The sequence below is a fragment of the Peribacillus acanthi genome (assembly GCF_003073175.1).
GTDB lineage: Bacteria > Bacillota > Bacilli > Bacillales > DSM-1321 > Bacillus_BN > Bacillus_BN acanthi.
In genome coordinates this window covers 216,280-229,968 of sequence record NZ_QBBX01000002.1, presented here as the reverse complement: position 1 = coordinate 229,968, position 13,689 = coordinate 216,280, and the positions used below count along the sequence as shown (strand labels likewise).

At 39.1% G+C, this 13,689-nt stretch carries 14 protein-coding genes; 12 read left to right on the top strand and 2 right to left on the bottom strand.

Features of this window, described 5'->3' with window-relative positions:
* The first annotated feature begins 4 nt into the window (after window positions 1–4).
* The 11 genes from DBX25_RS02865 to DBX25_RS02815 all read left to right on the top strand — a co-directional run bounded on the left by DBX25_RS02865 (window position 5) and on the right by DBX25_RS02815 (window position 10,435).
* A complete protein-coding gene (locus DBX25_RS02865; RefSeq protein WP_108669262.1) occupies window positions 5–469 on the top strand; it encodes a staygreen family protein in 465 nt (154 codons plus the stop codon).
* Window positions 470–623: 154 nt separating this feature from the next.
* Window positions 624–1,262: a TetR/AcrR family transcriptional regulator gene (locus DBX25_RS02860; protein ID WP_108669261.1), complete on the top strand. Its 639-nt coding sequence runs from the start codon at window positions 624–626 to the stop codon at window positions 1,260–1,262.
* A 70-nt stretch (window positions 1,263–1,332) separates the two neighbouring features.
* Entirely contained in the window at window positions 1,333–2,475 is a 1,143-nt protein-coding gene (locus tag DBX25_RS02855; protein ID WP_108669260.1) for an acyl-CoA dehydrogenase, read from the top strand.
* A gap of 134 nt (window positions 2,476–2,609) precedes the next feature.
* Window positions 2,610–4,250, top strand: a complete 1,641-nt coding sequence (locus DBX25_RS02850; protein WP_108669259.1) for an AMP-binding protein — start codon at window positions 2,610–2,612, stop codon at window positions 4,248–4,250.
* A 15-nt stretch (window positions 4,251–4,265) separates the two neighbouring features.
* Window positions 4,266–5,618: an acetyl-CoA carboxylase biotin carboxylase subunit gene (locus DBX25_RS02845; protein WP_108669258.1), complete on the top strand. Its 1,353-nt coding sequence runs from the start codon at window positions 4,266–4,268 to the stop codon at window positions 5,616–5,618.
* A gap of 13 nt (window positions 5,619–5,631) precedes the next feature.
* The gene (locus DBX25_RS02840) at window positions 5,632–5,844 is read left to right on the top strand and encodes an acetyl-CoA carboxylase biotin carboxyl carrier protein subunit (protein ID WP_108669257.1); all 213 of its coding nucleotides are present in this window, start codon (window positions 5,632–5,634) and stop codon (window positions 5,842–5,844) included.
* Window positions 5,845–5,868: 24 nt separating this feature from the next.
* Window positions 5,869–6,774 carry a hydroxymethylglutaryl-CoA lyase gene (locus tag DBX25_RS02835; RefSeq protein WP_108669256.1) on the top strand — a complete coding sequence of 302 codons (906 nt, stop codon included), beginning with the start codon at window positions 5,869–5,871 and terminating at the stop codon, window positions 6,772–6,774.
* A 33-nt stretch (window positions 6,775–6,807) separates the two neighbouring features.
* On the top strand, window positions 6,808–7,590 hold the full coding sequence (locus DBX25_RS02830) for an enoyl-CoA hydratase (protein WP_108669255.1): 783 nt from the start codon (window positions 6,808–6,810) through the stop codon (window positions 7,588–7,590).
* A 19-nt stretch (window positions 7,591–7,609) separates the two neighbouring features.
* Entirely contained in the window at window positions 7,610–9,139 is a 1,530-nt protein-coding gene (locus DBX25_RS02825) for an acyl-CoA carboxylase subunit beta (RefSeq protein ID WP_108669254.1), read from the top strand.
* A 116-nt stretch (window positions 9,140–9,255) separates the two neighbouring features.
* A complete protein-coding gene (locus DBX25_RS02820) occupies window positions 9,256–9,756 on the top strand; it encodes a GNAT family N-acetyltransferase (protein WP_108669253.1) in 501 nt (166 codons plus the stop codon).
* Window positions 9,757–9,769: 13 nt separating this feature from the next.
* Complete coding sequence (locus DBX25_RS02815) at window positions 9,770–10,435, top strand: Dph6-related ATP pyrophosphatase (protein WP_108669252.1); 666 nt, start codon at window positions 9,770–9,772, stop codon at window positions 10,433–10,435.
* A gap of 51 nt (window positions 10,436–10,486) precedes the next feature.
* On the opposite strand, the gene DBX25_RS02810 is transcribed toward DBX25_RS02815, so the two are convergent.
* Window positions 10,487–11,035, bottom strand: coding sequence for a DJ-1/PfpI family protein (locus DBX25_RS02810; protein WP_108669251.1), 549 nt, complete (start codon window positions 11,033–11,035; stop codon window positions 10,487–10,489).
* A 26-nt stretch (window positions 11,036–11,061) separates the two neighbouring features.
* Complete coding sequence (locus DBX25_RS02805; protein ID WP_108669250.1) at window positions 11,062–13,005, bottom strand: AMP-binding protein; 1,944 nt, start codon at window positions 13,003–13,005, stop codon at window positions 11,062–11,064.
* A 122-nt stretch (window positions 13,006–13,127) separates the two neighbouring features.
* On the opposite strand from DBX25_RS02805, the gene DBX25_RS02800 reads away from it, so the two are divergent.
* Complete coding sequence (locus DBX25_RS02800; RefSeq protein ID WP_108669249.1) at window positions 13,128–13,682, top strand: GNAT family N-acetyltransferase; 555 nt, start codon at window positions 13,128–13,130, stop codon at window positions 13,680–13,682.
* The last annotated feature ends 7 nt before the right edge of the window (window positions 13,683–13,689 follow it).

Here is a 13,689-nt window from a genome sequence, read left to right as displayed (position 1 = left end):
TGCCATGTCTACATTTAATCCAGAAAAGTTGAATACTACATTTATACCTCCAGCAACCCCTTATTCTCCAGTTGATGGAAGGAAGTACACAATGACACATTCAGATACGACTGGTGAATTATTTGTAAGTATCGGGTGTGACTATGATTGGGGGAAAATCAACCCTCATTTGAGGGACGAAGTGTTGGCTGAGTGGAGACCTAATCACGGTGAATATTCATTACAAGCAAAGGTGTATATAAGTGGTGGAGAATTCGATTACAATAATGCAAAAGTTCGATTCTTGATATTTGAACGCGAACTTCCACTGGCTTTTTCCGCAATCTTCCATGCTGATGAAACGTTTTTTCATTTCTTTCCATGGTTCTTAGATTTCCCGATTTATGTTCACTATCAATCGATATATCCAGAATTTCAAAAAACAGTATATGCAGGTACACCCCGGCAATATTTAGTAAAAAAGAGTTAATTACAAATGCTCCCAGTAAAGCTCTACTGAAGACTTTTCTGGGAGCTATATTTTTGAAAGCGATTCCATATATAAATTGACAATTTTAAATTGTCTGTTAAAATCAAATCATGGTTATTTAACTTTTTAATTTTATTTAATTGATTGGAGGAATATTGCTACGGAACTTAAGGATAAAATCATTGATACAGCACTGCGTCTTTTTGAACAGCATGGATATCATGGAGTCTCTGTCCATCAAATTGTTCAAGAAAGTGGAACCTCTAAAGGGGGATTTTATCATCATTTCCAATCGAAAGATGAACTCCTTTATGTCATTCATGATTACTTTATTTCATATGTATTAAATAAAGCTCAAGAAGCACTAGCAACCAGTCAAAGCCCCACAGAAAAACTTCAGAGTATCATACAATCATTTGTAAAAGTGTTTCACCTCTATAAACCTCATATTTCTGTTTTTTATCAAGAGAGTATGTATCTTAAACCGCAATATATTCAAGTGATTAAAAAAAAGCGTGATCAGTATAGGGATTTACTTTTCAAGGTTATCGAAGAAGGTAGAGAAAAAGGGGAATTTCGAAAAGAACTTCCAATTGAGATTACAGGAATGTCCATTCTAGGAATGGTGAACTGGACCTACAAATGGTATAGGGTAGATGGTGGAAAATCGATTGAAGAAATTGCCAATATCTTTTCTGACATTGTTCTACAGTCATTATGGACCGAACAGGCAAGAGATTGTCCAGACTACCAGAAATACCGTTTGGTTAATTCCAATACCCATTCTATATAAAGCGCTTACAAACAATTATGTGCAGGACAGACCAACTAGTCGGTCTTGCAAAAACTAAGGGGGATATAAAATGATTTTTGAATTAACTAAAGAACAACAAATGATTAAAGAAATGGTAGCGGATTTCGCTGAAAAAGAAATTAAACCTATAGCAATTGATCTTGACAGAGATTCTCGTTTCCCAGAAGAAGTTTTTAAACAAATGGGAGAACTTGGTTTGTTAGGAATTCCGTTCCCAGAACAATACGGTGGTTCTGGTGGAGATACGATTTCATATGCAATTGCAGTAGAAGAGATTGGTAAGGCTTGTGGCGGAACTGGTCTAAGCTATGCTGCAGCTGTTTCCCTTGGAGCATCGCCGATTTATTACTTTGGTACAGAAGAACAAAAACAAAAATTCCTAGTTCCTCTAGCTAGCGGTAAAGCATTGGCATCATTCGGTTTGACTGAACCTAATGCTGGATCTGATGCAGGTGGAACGCGTACAAGAGCAGTGTTAGACGGTGATGAGTATGTAATCAATGGCGAAAAATGCTGGATTACCAATGCAGGTTATGCGGAGACAATCACAGTTACAGCTGTAACAGGGAAAGACGAAAGAGGCAAAAATATTATTTCTGCATTCCTTGTGCCTACAAACACGCCTGGATTAAAAATTACTAGCAACTACGACAAAATGGGAGTTCGTGCTTCCAATACTTCTGAAATTATTTTGCAGGATGTTAGAGTACCGAAGGAGAATATTTTAGGAGACCCAGAAAAAGGGTTCAAGCAATTCCTTTATACATTAGACGGTGGAAGAATCTCAATTGCTGCCCTAGCGGTAGGTTTGGCACAAGCAGCCTTTGAGCGAGCGCTTGCTTACTCTAAAGAAAGAGTACAGTTCGGCAAATCTATTTCTAACTTCCAAGCCATCCAATTCAAATTGGCAGACATGGCAATGGAGATTGACTTAGCAAGAACAATGGTTTACAAAGCAGCTTGGTTGAAGGATCAAGGAAAGAACTTTACGAAGGAATCCGCTTATGCGAAACTTTTCGCTTCTGAAATGGCATTCCGCGCTTGTAATCAAGCAATCCAAATTCATGGTGGCTATGGATACATGAGAGAATACGAGGTTGAGAGATTCTTACGTGATGCTAAGTTACTAGAAATTGGAGAAGGAACTTCAGAGGTTCAAAGATTAGTAATCGCAAGACAACTTGGCTGTTAAGTTAAAAAAGTCAACATGAATAAACTCCCATCCTAGATTAATCGATTACATTTTAAAATGTTTCATTAATCGAAAGGGGTATAGGGTGTATCCCTTATCCCTTTCGTTTTTACAAGAATAAAGGAGGAGCAATCATGTCCAATTTGTTGAATATCACGGTAGGTAAATTACTTGAGGATGTAGCTGACAGACAGCCTAATCATGAAGCAGTTGTCTATGCAGATCGCAATTTGCGTTATACATATAAAGAGTTTGACAATGTGTGTAGAAAGGCTGCCCGTGGTTTTATGTCTTTAGGAATTGAAAAAGGCGACCATGTTGCTATATGGGCAACGAATACTCCAGAATGGCTCATCTCCCAGTTTTCAACAGGAAAAATGGGTGCAGTCCTTGTAACGGTAAATACCAACTATCGATCAGCAGAACTTCAATATCTGCTACAACAATCGGACTCCTCCACATTGATATTAATGGAATCCTTCAAAGAACATTCATATATCGATACGTTATACGATATCATTCCAGAGCTAAAGGATTCAGAGCCTGGTAAATTAATGAGCAGTAAACTTCCTAAACTGAAAAACGTAATTGTCCTTGGAGAAAATAGTTATCCAGGTACTTTCAGTTGGGAAGATGTAATGACCTTAGGTAATGGAGTTTCAGAGGAAGAATTGGATTTCAGAATGGAAACTCTTCATCCTGATGATGTCATCAATATGCAGTACACCTCTGGAACAACTGGATTTCCAAAGGGAGTTATGCTTACACATAGTAACATCGTGAATAATGGGTACAACATTGCTAGCTGTATGAAATTGACAGACGAAGATCGACTTTGTATCCCGGTACCATTTTTCCATTGCTTTGGGTGTGTTCTCGGAACGATGGCTTGTGTTTCTGTAGGAGCAACGATGGTGCCTGTACAAGAGTTTAATCCTCGTACAGTCCTTAAAACAGTACAGGATGAAAAATGTACTGGACTACATGGGGTACCAACGATGTTCATAGCTGAATTGAACCTTGAGGAATTCCAGGAATACGATTTGTCACACCTACGGACAGGTATTATGGCGGGTTCAAATTGCCCAATTGAAGTCATGAAGGCTGTCGTTGAAAAGATGGGAGCTAAAGAAATCACCATCGCATATGGTCAGACTGAGGCTTCACCTGTTATCACGCAGACGAGAACAGACGATCCGATTGAGCTCAGAGTAGCCTCTGTAGGAAAGGCTCTTCCAAACGTTGAAGTGAAAATCGTTGAGCCAGGCACAAACCAGGAAGTTCCTTTTGGGACACAGGGTGAGTTATGTACTCGTGGCTATCATGTCATGAAAGGTTATTATAATAATCCGGATGCTACACGTGAAGCGATTGACGAAGAAGGATGGTTACATACTGGTGACTTAGCTGTCATGGATGAAAACGGATATTGTAAAATAACTGGTCGATTGAAAGATATGATTATTCGTGGTGGGGAAAACATCTATCCAAGAGAAATTGAAGAATTCTTATATCAACATCCTAAAGTGCTCGATGTTCAAGTAGTTGGTGTGCCTGATTCTAAATATGGCGAGGAAGTTATGGCGTGGATCATTCTTAAAGAAGGACAAACGGCGACGGTTGAAGAAATGAAAGAGTTTTGTGATGGGAAAATCTCTCGACATAAAATCCCGCGTTATATCGAATTTACAAGCGATTATCCTATGACAGCTAGTGGGAAAATTCAAAAATTCAAGCTTCGCGAACAGTCTATGGAATTAATAAATGCAAATTGAGGAGGAATGTACAGCATGATTCAGAAATTATTAGTTGCCAATCGTGGCGAAATCGCTTCACGTGTCATTCGTACTTGTAAAAAATTAGGTATCATTTCTGTTGCAGTCTACTCTGAAGCAGATGCGGATGCTCCTTTTGTAAAAGAAGCAGATGAAGCCTATTGCATAGGTGGACCTCGTGCACAAGATAGTTATTTACAGAGTGATAAGATTCTCGCTGTAGCCAAGGAAGCTAATTGTGATGCAGTCCATCCTGGATATGGTTTTTTAAGTGAGAATACTACGTTTGCTACAAAATGTAAGGACGAAGGCATCATTTTTATCGGACCTTCACCTGACGTTGTAAACATGATGGGGAAAAAAATCGAAGCAAGAAAAACAATGGAGGCAGCTGGCCTTCCATTAGTACCAGGTATTTCAACTGCAATTGCTGATGCGGATGAAGCGGCATTACATGCTGAAAAAATGGGTTATCCTGTCATGCTAAAGGCTTCTTCAGGTGGAGGCGGCATTGGGATGCAAGCGGTCTTCAATGAAGATGAGCTACGTAAGGCATTCGACGGCAATAAAAAGCGTGCTGAAATGTTCTTTGGTGACGGAGCGATGTTTATTGAAAAGCTTATTGAAAATCCTCGTCATATTGAGATTCAAATTTTAGCAGATTCGTATGGTAATACATTGTACCTTTGGGAACGTGAATGTTCGATCCAAAGGCGTAATCAAAAAGTTGTTGAAGAGGCACCATCTGCATTCCTAGATTCAGAAACTCGAAAGAAAATGGGAGAAGCAGCAGTAAAGGCATCAAAAGCAATTGGGTACGAAAACGCTGGAACGATTGAGTTCTTAGTGGATGAACAGAAAAATTACTATTTCCTTGAGATGAATACTCGTCTTCAAGTCGAACATCCCGTAACGGAAGAAATCACTGGTCTTGATTTAGTTGAACAACAAATCAAGGTGGCTAATGGTGAAAAACTAGAGTTTACTCAAGAGCAGATCAATCTTAATGGGCATGCTATTGAAGTAAGAATTTATGCTGAAGATCCGGTAACTTTTTACCCATCTCCAGGAAAAATCACTTCCCTAACAGTTCCTGAAAAAGCTCGACATGAATTGGCAGTCCATGGTTCTTCAACGGTAAGCCCATTTTACGACCCAATGATTGCTAAAATGATTGTTCACGGTGCTACAAGAGATGAAGCTATCGAATTAATGGAAGAAGCATTATCAAATTACGTAGTAGAAGGAATTAAGACCAATATTCCAATGTTAAAAGAAGTCATCTCCCATGATGCATTCAAGGGAGCAGACACGACTACGGCATTTGTTAGCAAATACTATAATAAAACAAAAACAAGTACAACTTAGGAGGCAAAACAAAATGACAGAAATTAAAGCAAGCATGGCAGGTAGTGTTTGGAAAATCGTAGTGGCTGTGGGTGATAGTGTAGTAGATGGTCAAGATCTAATTATCTTGGAATCTATGAAAATGGAAATTCCCATTGCTGCAGAAGGTTCTGGAACAGTTGCAGAGCTAAAAGTAAATGAAGGCGATTTTGTTAACGAAGGCGATGTTTTAGCTATTATAGAATAATTTTTACGACAAGGAGGTACAAACATGGGGAAGTCTAAGAAAATCATCATTAAAGAAGTTGGTCCTCGTGACGGTCTTCAAAATGAAAAAGTCATGATTGAAACAGAAGATAAAATTTCATGGATTGATTCTTTGTCCAAAACTGGTCTTTCCTATATTGAAGTTACCTCCTTCGTCCATCCAAAATGGATACCACAACTTGCGGATGCACTTCAAGTTGCAAAAGGTTTTCATAAAGAAGAACAGGTAACGTATGCCGCTCTCGTGCCCAATATGAAAGGACTTGAGACTGCGTTAACTACTAACCTTGATGAACTATCTGTATTTATGTCAGCTAGTGAGAGCCACAATTTAAAAAATATTAATAAATCCATTCAAGATACATTTCCTGTGATAAATGAAGTAGTCAATGGAATTTTAGAAAATGGTAAAACCGCTCGTGGATATGTGTCTACGGTATTTGGCTGTCCGTACGAAGGAAAAGTGAATCTGGAATCTGTCATATCAGTTTGCGACACGCTTTTTGATCAGGGAATTCATGAGATTTCTCTTGGAGATACCATCGGTGTAGCCAATCCAAGACAGGTAGAAGAAGTGTTGTCCGTTTTGTTGAAACGTTATGATGCTGGTCGTCTTGCACTCCATTTTCACGATACAAGAGGGATGGCTTTAGCGAATATTGTAAAGTCCATAGAGATGGGAATCACCATCTTTGATTCTTCACTTGGTGGATTAGGTGGCTGTCCGTATGCACCAGGCGCTTCAGGAAATGTTGCCACTGACGATCTTGTCCATATGCTACACGAAATGGGCTATGAGACAGGGGTTGATGAATCAAAACTAATTGAGAGTGCTATGACAATCCAATCTAAATTGCTTAAACCACTTAATAGCCATACGATGCATGTACATAGCTCGACTTGTAAGTAATTTGTTGTCAAAGCAACACAGGAGGTTTCACACATGACAAGTTGTATTAATCATGTAACTGATGAACATGGAATCGTAACGATAACTTTAAATCGTCCAGAAGCAGCAAACGCACTATCGCGCCAATTATTATCGGAGCTTAAAGAGCTGCTGCATGGGCTTTCCTTTGAAACAGCCATTCGCTGCATCGTCATAACAGGTGCAGGTGAGAAAGCCTTTTGTGCAGGAGCTGATTTAAGAGAGAGGGCGACCATGAATGTCACGGAAGTCAAACAGACAGTGGCTCTTATTGGGGAATGTATCACTTCTATCGAAAAGTTACCTCATCCGGTAATCGCTTCTATTAATGGCGCGGCATTTGGTGGTGGATTGGAACTTGCCCTTGCGTGTGATATCCGCATTGCAGCACAAGGAGCAAAAATGGGACTGACGGAGACGTCTCTTGGTATCATTCCAGGTGCTGGTGGGACTCAAAGATTACCACGTCTTATTGGAATTCCAAAGGCGAAGGAGCTCATATATACGGCTCGTAGAATTTCTGCAATTGAAGCCCAAGACATAGGACTAGTAAACGTTGCTGTTCCAGATAGGAATCTTTCTTCTGAAACTATGAATTTAGCTAAAGAAATTGCCAAGAATGCTCCGATTGCTTTACAGCAAGCTAAAAAAGCAATCAATCAAGGGATGCAAACAGATATAAGTACTGGTATGAAAATTGAAGAATTATGCTATGGAGTGACTATCCCAACTAAAGATCGACTAGAAGGACTTCAAGCATTTAAAGAAAAACGACAGCCTGTTTATAAAGGCGAATAATGGGAAGGAGATTCAAGCTATGACCATACAAGAACAGCTTCTTCAAAGAGTTGAAAAAATCAAACAAGGTGGGGCAAGTAAATACCACGATAAAAATGCTGAAAAAGGAAAATTATTTGTTCGTGAACGCTTGGAATTATTATTTGATGAGGGTGTTCAAGTAGAGGATGCGTTTTTTGCCAATTGCATGAGCGATGGCCTTCCAGCAGATGGAGTAGTCACTGGAATTGGGAAAATAAACGGGCAGACTGTATGTGTGATGGCGAATGACTCAACTGTTAAAGCCGGATCTTGGGGATCCAGAACGGTAGAAAAAATCATCCGTATCCAAGAAACAGCGGAAAAATTAAATGTACCGATGCTTTATTTAGTAGACTCAGCTGGAGCTCGAATCACCGACCAAATCGAAATGTTCCCAGGACGTCGTGGTGCAGGGAGAATCTTTTATAATCAAGTGAAGCTTTCTGGACGTGTCCCTCAAGTTTGTCTATTGTTCGGTCCATCTGCAGCTGGTGGAGCTTATATTCCTGCATTTTGTGACATCGTTGTGATGGTGGATGGAAATGCTTCCATGTATCTTGGTTCCCCACGTATGGCTGAAATGGTTATTGGAGAAAAGGTAACGGAAGAAGAAATGGGTGGAGCAAAAATGCACTGTTCCGTTTCTGGTTGTGGGGACGTGCTTGTGAAGTCTGAGGAAGAAGCTATTTCTTTTGCGCGTAAATACCTTGCCTACTTTCCAGCGAATTATGGGGAAAGAGCGCCAGTAGCTCCATCCAGAGACATCAAATCATTTGAGAAATCTTTAGAAGAAATCATTCCACAAAATCAGAATGCTCCTTTCAATATGCAGGATTTAATTGAAAGAATTATAGATGAAGATAGTTTTTGTGAAATTAAGAAACTATTCGCTCCTGAATTGATCACAGGTCTTGCAAGAATGGAAGGAAAGCCAATCGGTATTATCGCTAACCAACCACGAGTCAAGGGTGGAGTCCTATTCCATGATTCAGCAGATAAAGCAGCAAAATTCATTTCACTTTGTGATGCCTTCAATATTCCTTTATTGTTCCTAGCTGACATTCCAGGATTTATGATTGGTACGAAGGTAGAGCAAGCAGGAATCATTCGTCACGGTGCAAAAATGATTTCTGCCATGAGTGAGGCAACAGTTCCAAAAATTTCGGTCGTGGTTAGAAAAGCTTATGGAGCTGGACTTTATGCGATGGCGGGCCCTGCATTCGAACCAGATTGCTGTTTAGCACTACCTACAGCTTCCATTGCAGTTATGGGTCCCGAGGCTGCAGTCAATGCGGTATACGCAAATAAAATTAAAGAGCTTCCAGTAGAAGAGAGAAATGATTTCATTCAACTGAAACGTGAAGAGTATAAGCAAGATATTGATATTTACCGACTAGCGTCTGAAATGATTGTGGATGGCATTGTGCAACCGAACGATCTTCGAAAAGAATTACTACAGAGATTAGAGGCATACAGCAGTAAACAACAAATTTTCACGCACCGTAAACATGCGGTAAACCCAGTTTAATAGAATAAACAAGCAGCCGATTTCAACAATCGGCTGTTTTCCCTTTTCCTTAGGGGTATTGAATTCATTGATAGGGTGAAGTAAGGAAAAAATCATAAGGGAGTTCATTAGTAATTATGGCTATAAGACAATTAACGGAGTACGATGCGGAACAATACCGTGTGATAAGGTTAGAATCTTTACAAAATGCTCCTGAAGCTTTTGGCTCCAGCTATGAGGAAGAAAAGGAGCGCCCGCTTGATTTCTTTAGAAGTAGACTGCAATCTGACTACTCATTAACATTTGGTGCATTTGAATGTGATATATTAGTAGGTGTCGTGACGCTTGTAAAAGAAACAAAATTGAAACTAAAGCATCGAGCCAATATATTTGCTATGTATGTTTTACCAGAATATAGGGGAACAGGTCTAGGCAACAAACTGATTTCTGAGGCAATTAATAAGGCCAAAGAATGGACTGATGTTGAACAAATCAATTTAACTGTGGTCTCTACTAATAAATCAGCTAAACGATTATATCAATCAATTGGATTTGAAGTTTTTGGTGAAGAGAAAAGAGCTCTAAAACTGGATGGCCGATACTTAGATGAGCAGCACATGGTCTTATTCCTGAAATAGAAAGAGGTACAGTATGGGGAAGAAAATCGCATTGTCTTGGAGTGGGGGAAAAGATGCTTGTATGTCGCTTCATACCTTGAAGGAAGCTGGATATGATATCGTATGTTTCTTTACTACACTACCTACTGATATCAACCGGACTTTTGGTCATGGAGAGAAAAAAGAAGCAATCGAAGCGCAAAGTGAAGCCTTAGGTATACCAATTCACTGGATTCAGTGTACGTTTTCTACATATACGGACGATTTTATTAATGAAGTAAAAGTAGCAAAAGAGAAATACGGTTTCGAAGCCATTGCATTCGGTGATTTGTATCTGTCAGAGCATCGGGAATGGGGCGAAAAGGTCGCTAAACAAGCTGAAATTGAAGCTATTTATCCTTTATGGATGGAACAAAGTATGTCACTTTCTGCATTGGATCGTTTTGTGAAATCTGGCTACAAAGCAAAAGTCATCCGAGTATCAGATGAAAAAATGGATCTTTCGTGGTTAGGGAGAGATGTTAATGAAGATTTTTATCATGATATTCAAAAGCTACTAATCTGTCCTATGGGAGAGGGTGGAGAATACCATACCTATGTGTATGATGGACCACTATTCAAAACACCAATCCAAGTACATGATATAGAGACCACAAAACTAGAAACCACACACCGTTTAGAAATAGAAGTTATAAAATAAATAGAGGAAGATCCCATTTGCGGATCTTCCTTTTGCATGTTTTTAAAAGATTTAGATATTCTCCAAATACCAATGATCATCAAATTTTAGATTCAAAGCTCGTCCTAATAATTTTCCGAACGTAATAAATCCTCTTCCGCGTGCCGTAATGATATGGCCGTCTTGGACTACAAGATCTTGTGAATAATTGGCGGGTTCAAATACTCCTATATTATTTATTGCTTCAGGTGGAAGTCCTACTGTATATTTTTTCCCTTTTAGAACTCCTGCTTTTGCTAATAGCAGTGGGGAGCTAGAAATACTTGCAATGACTTCTGCAGAATCTGCAACCTTTTCGATAAATGTAATATATCTGCTATCTTCCGCGATAGGAAATATGTCCATGCAGCCGGTCAGTAATAGACTATCAATCTCTGAAAGATTAACGTCTTTTACCGCCGTATCTGGCAGGACCGTTAACCCGGATTCCCCTTTGATCGGCACCTTATCAACTCCTACAATTATAGTAGGCTTCTGTCCTTGCATAAGTATAGATAGTGCAACAGTTAGTTCATATTCACTGAAATTTGGATACAGTAAAACGACCGTCTTCTTTAACACAAATTATCCTCCAAGGACCTTGATATTTATATAGTCTTTAAAGCTCTAATGTCCTCAAGAATTTGAGAATTTTCTAATGAAGAAACATCACCAACCGATTCATCAAGATAAGCTGCTCTAATGACTCTTCGCATAACTTTTCCATTACGCGTTTTAGGAAGCTCATTCACAAATAATATCGCTTTAGGTTTAAGAGCCTTACCTAAGTTGGCGGATACAAGATCCATCAATTCTTTTTGAACAAGTGATAGGTCTGTATTTTTATCCTTTAGGACAGCAAAGCAAACAGCTGCTTCGCCTTTGATTTCATCTGGCACGCCGATCGCTGCAGATTCTACAACTAGTGGATGCTGGATTAAGATAGACTCCATTTCTGCAGGTCCCAAGCGCTTTCCTGCCACATTTAAAATGTCATCCGACCGTCCCGTAATCGTCCAATATCCATCTTGATCTTTGATTACCCAATCTCCATGTACCCATGTTTCTGGCCAACGGTCCCAATAGGCTGTTTCATAGCGCTCATTTTCCTTCCAGAATCCATTGGTCATGCCAACCCAAGGCTTAAGGATTACTAGTTCGCCTACCTCGTCGATTACTGAATTACCTTCTTGATCATACACCGCAATGTCCATTCCTGGTAAGGCGGCATTAAAGGTGATTGGAGAAATTGGCTTAACTAACACATTTCCAAGTATTCCTCCTGAAATTTCAGTTCCTCCAGAATAGTTGAAAATTGGAATTCGCTTTTTACCGATATTTTCAAATAACCACATCCATGGCTCTGGATTCCAAGGTTCACCGGTTGAGCCAATGAGTCGAAGAGAGGACAAATCGTGATTATTAATCCAATCTGTACCATGCTTCATCGTTGAACGAATCAAAGTAGGAGAGATCCCAAGATGCGTAACTTTATGTTTACTTGTTACTTCCCAAATTCTGTCGACATTTGGATAATCGGGTGTTCCTTCAAATAGCAGGATGGATGCTCCGTTAACCAATCCTCCAAATACAAGAAATGGTCCCATCATCCACCCCATATCTGTATACCAGAAAAGGGTATCGCCTTGTTTTACATCCATACATATTCCAGCATCAAATGCTGACTTAATCGGGAATCCAGCATGTGTGTGAACAGCGCCTTTTGGCTTTCCTGTTGTTCCAGATGTATAAATTAACATAAATGGGTCTGTTCCATTTGTCGAAACGGTTTTGGAAGGGTTTTCATTACAAATTAAAGTATCCCATTGAATATCACGATCATCATCCCAAGGAATGTCTTGACCTGTTCTTTTTACTACGATTACTTTTTCAATCGAGCTACATTTAGATACTGCCTTATCAGCTTCCTCTTTCATAGAAACTATTTTTCCACGACGACTATAACCATCTGCCGTAATTAAGTATCTTGCTTGTGCAGCATTAACCCTAGTAGCTACAGCATCCGCAGCATATCCTGAAAAAGCTGGAGAGAAAATAGCGCCAAGTTTAGCGATCGCAAGCATACTAATGACTGTCTCAGGAATCATTGGCATATAGATGGATACTACATCACCACGCTTTAACCCCATTTTCTCTAAACCAGTGGAAAAAGCAGTGATTCTTTCATTCAAATTTTTAAAGGAATAAGAAATAACATCCCCCTCGTCACTTTCCCAAATAAGAGCGGATTGATTTTGAGTGGAAGCATTTGTTGCCCATTTTTCTACCGCATTATGTACGATATTCATTTTTCCGTCCACAAACCATTTTGGATACTTCCATCCTCCAGTTAGCTCAAGAGGAGATGTATAGGCTGTTTCCCATTCAATCCCAAGCTTTTGTACGGCTTGGTCCCAAAACCAGCCTACCTGATCGACTGTTTTAGTATGAAAGGATTCATAATCGTCAAATCCAAGTTCTTGCATCCAACTATATAATCTAGTATTCTTCAATTCTTGCTCATTAGGAAACCAAACACTCTTTTGAGACATAGTACTCCTCCTAAAAACAATGTGATTAAAAATTCTTAAAGTTTAGATAAATCTATTATATACTATCGAAGTACAGTGACGAAACATGACCTAAAAAAAATTAAAATACGGAAGTGAGACAAATGATAGATTTGAGTTATAAACCACAAATTGTGGGTGAAAAGGTAGTATTAAGGCCTTTTAAAGCCGAAGACCTTCCTTATATAAAAGAATGTTTATTGGATCATGAAGTTATCAAACTTACAGGAAGTACAACTGATTTTGATAGAGATGCTGTTATCCATTGGTACGATACTAGAAACGAACAAAAAGAACGATTAGATTTAGCTATTGTTGACAAATCCTTAAACATCTTGGTGGGAGAAGCAGTAGTCAATCTATATGATGAGAAAAATGAAAGTATGAATTTTAGGATACTCATTGGTCCGAGGGGAAGAAACCGTGGATTAGGAACAGAATCAACTCAACTCATTATCGATTATGTCTTTAAAAATACGAATCTGAAACAGCTCACTTTGGGTGTTTATGACTTCAATCCAAGAGCAAAGAAAGTCTATGAAAAGATTGGTTTTGTTTTAGATAGTGTAGATAAAAATGACTTAGAATTTGAGGGAGAATGGATTGACTCCCTCAATATGGTATTGACAAGAGATCATTGGATGAAAAGACATGTTTGAAAAGTAT

Coding starts and splice junctions, on each gene's coding strand:
- DBX25_RS02865 (WP_108669262.1), top strand. CDS start 5: ATGTCTACATTTAATCCAGAAAAGTTGAATACTACATTTATACCTCCA.
- DBX25_RS02855 (WP_108669260.1), top strand. CDS start 1,333: ATGATTTTTGAATTAACTAAAGAACAACAAATGATTAAAGAAATGGTA.
- DBX25_RS02850 (WP_108669259.1), top strand. CDS start 2,610: ATGTCCAATTTGTTGAATATCACGGTAGGTAAATTACTTGAGGATGTA.
- DBX25_RS02845 (WP_108669258.1), top strand. CDS start 4,266: ATGATTCAGAAATTATTAGTTGCCAATCGTGGCGAAATCGCTTCACGT.
- DBX25_RS02840 (WP_108669257.1), top strand. CDS start 5,632: ATGACAGAAATTAAAGCAAGCATGGCAGGTAGTGTTTGGAAAATCGTA.
- DBX25_RS02835 (WP_108669256.1), top strand. CDS start 5,869: ATGGGGAAGTCTAAGAAAATCATCATTAAAGAAGTTGGTCCTCGTGAC.
- DBX25_RS02830 (WP_108669255.1), top strand. CDS start 6,808: ATGACAAGTTGTATTAATCATGTAACTGATGAACATGGAATCGTAACG.
- DBX25_RS02825 (WP_108669254.1), top strand. CDS start 7,610: ATGACCATACAAGAACAGCTTCTTCAAAGAGTTGAAAAAATCAAACAA.
- DBX25_RS02820 (WP_108669253.1), top strand. CDS start 9,256: ATGGCTATAAGACAATTAACGGAGTACGATGCGGAACAATACCGTGTG.
- DBX25_RS02815 (WP_108669252.1), top strand. CDS start 9,770: ATGGGGAAGAAAATCGCATTGTCTTGGAGTGGGGGAAAAGATGCTTGT.
- DBX25_RS02805 (WP_108669250.1), bottom strand. CDS start 13,005: ATGTCTCAAAAGAGTGTTTGGTTTCCTAATGAGCAAGAATTGAAGAAT.
- DBX25_RS02800 (WP_108669249.1), top strand. CDS start 13,128: ATGATAGATTTGAGTTATAAACCACAAATTGTGGGTGAAAAGGTAGTA.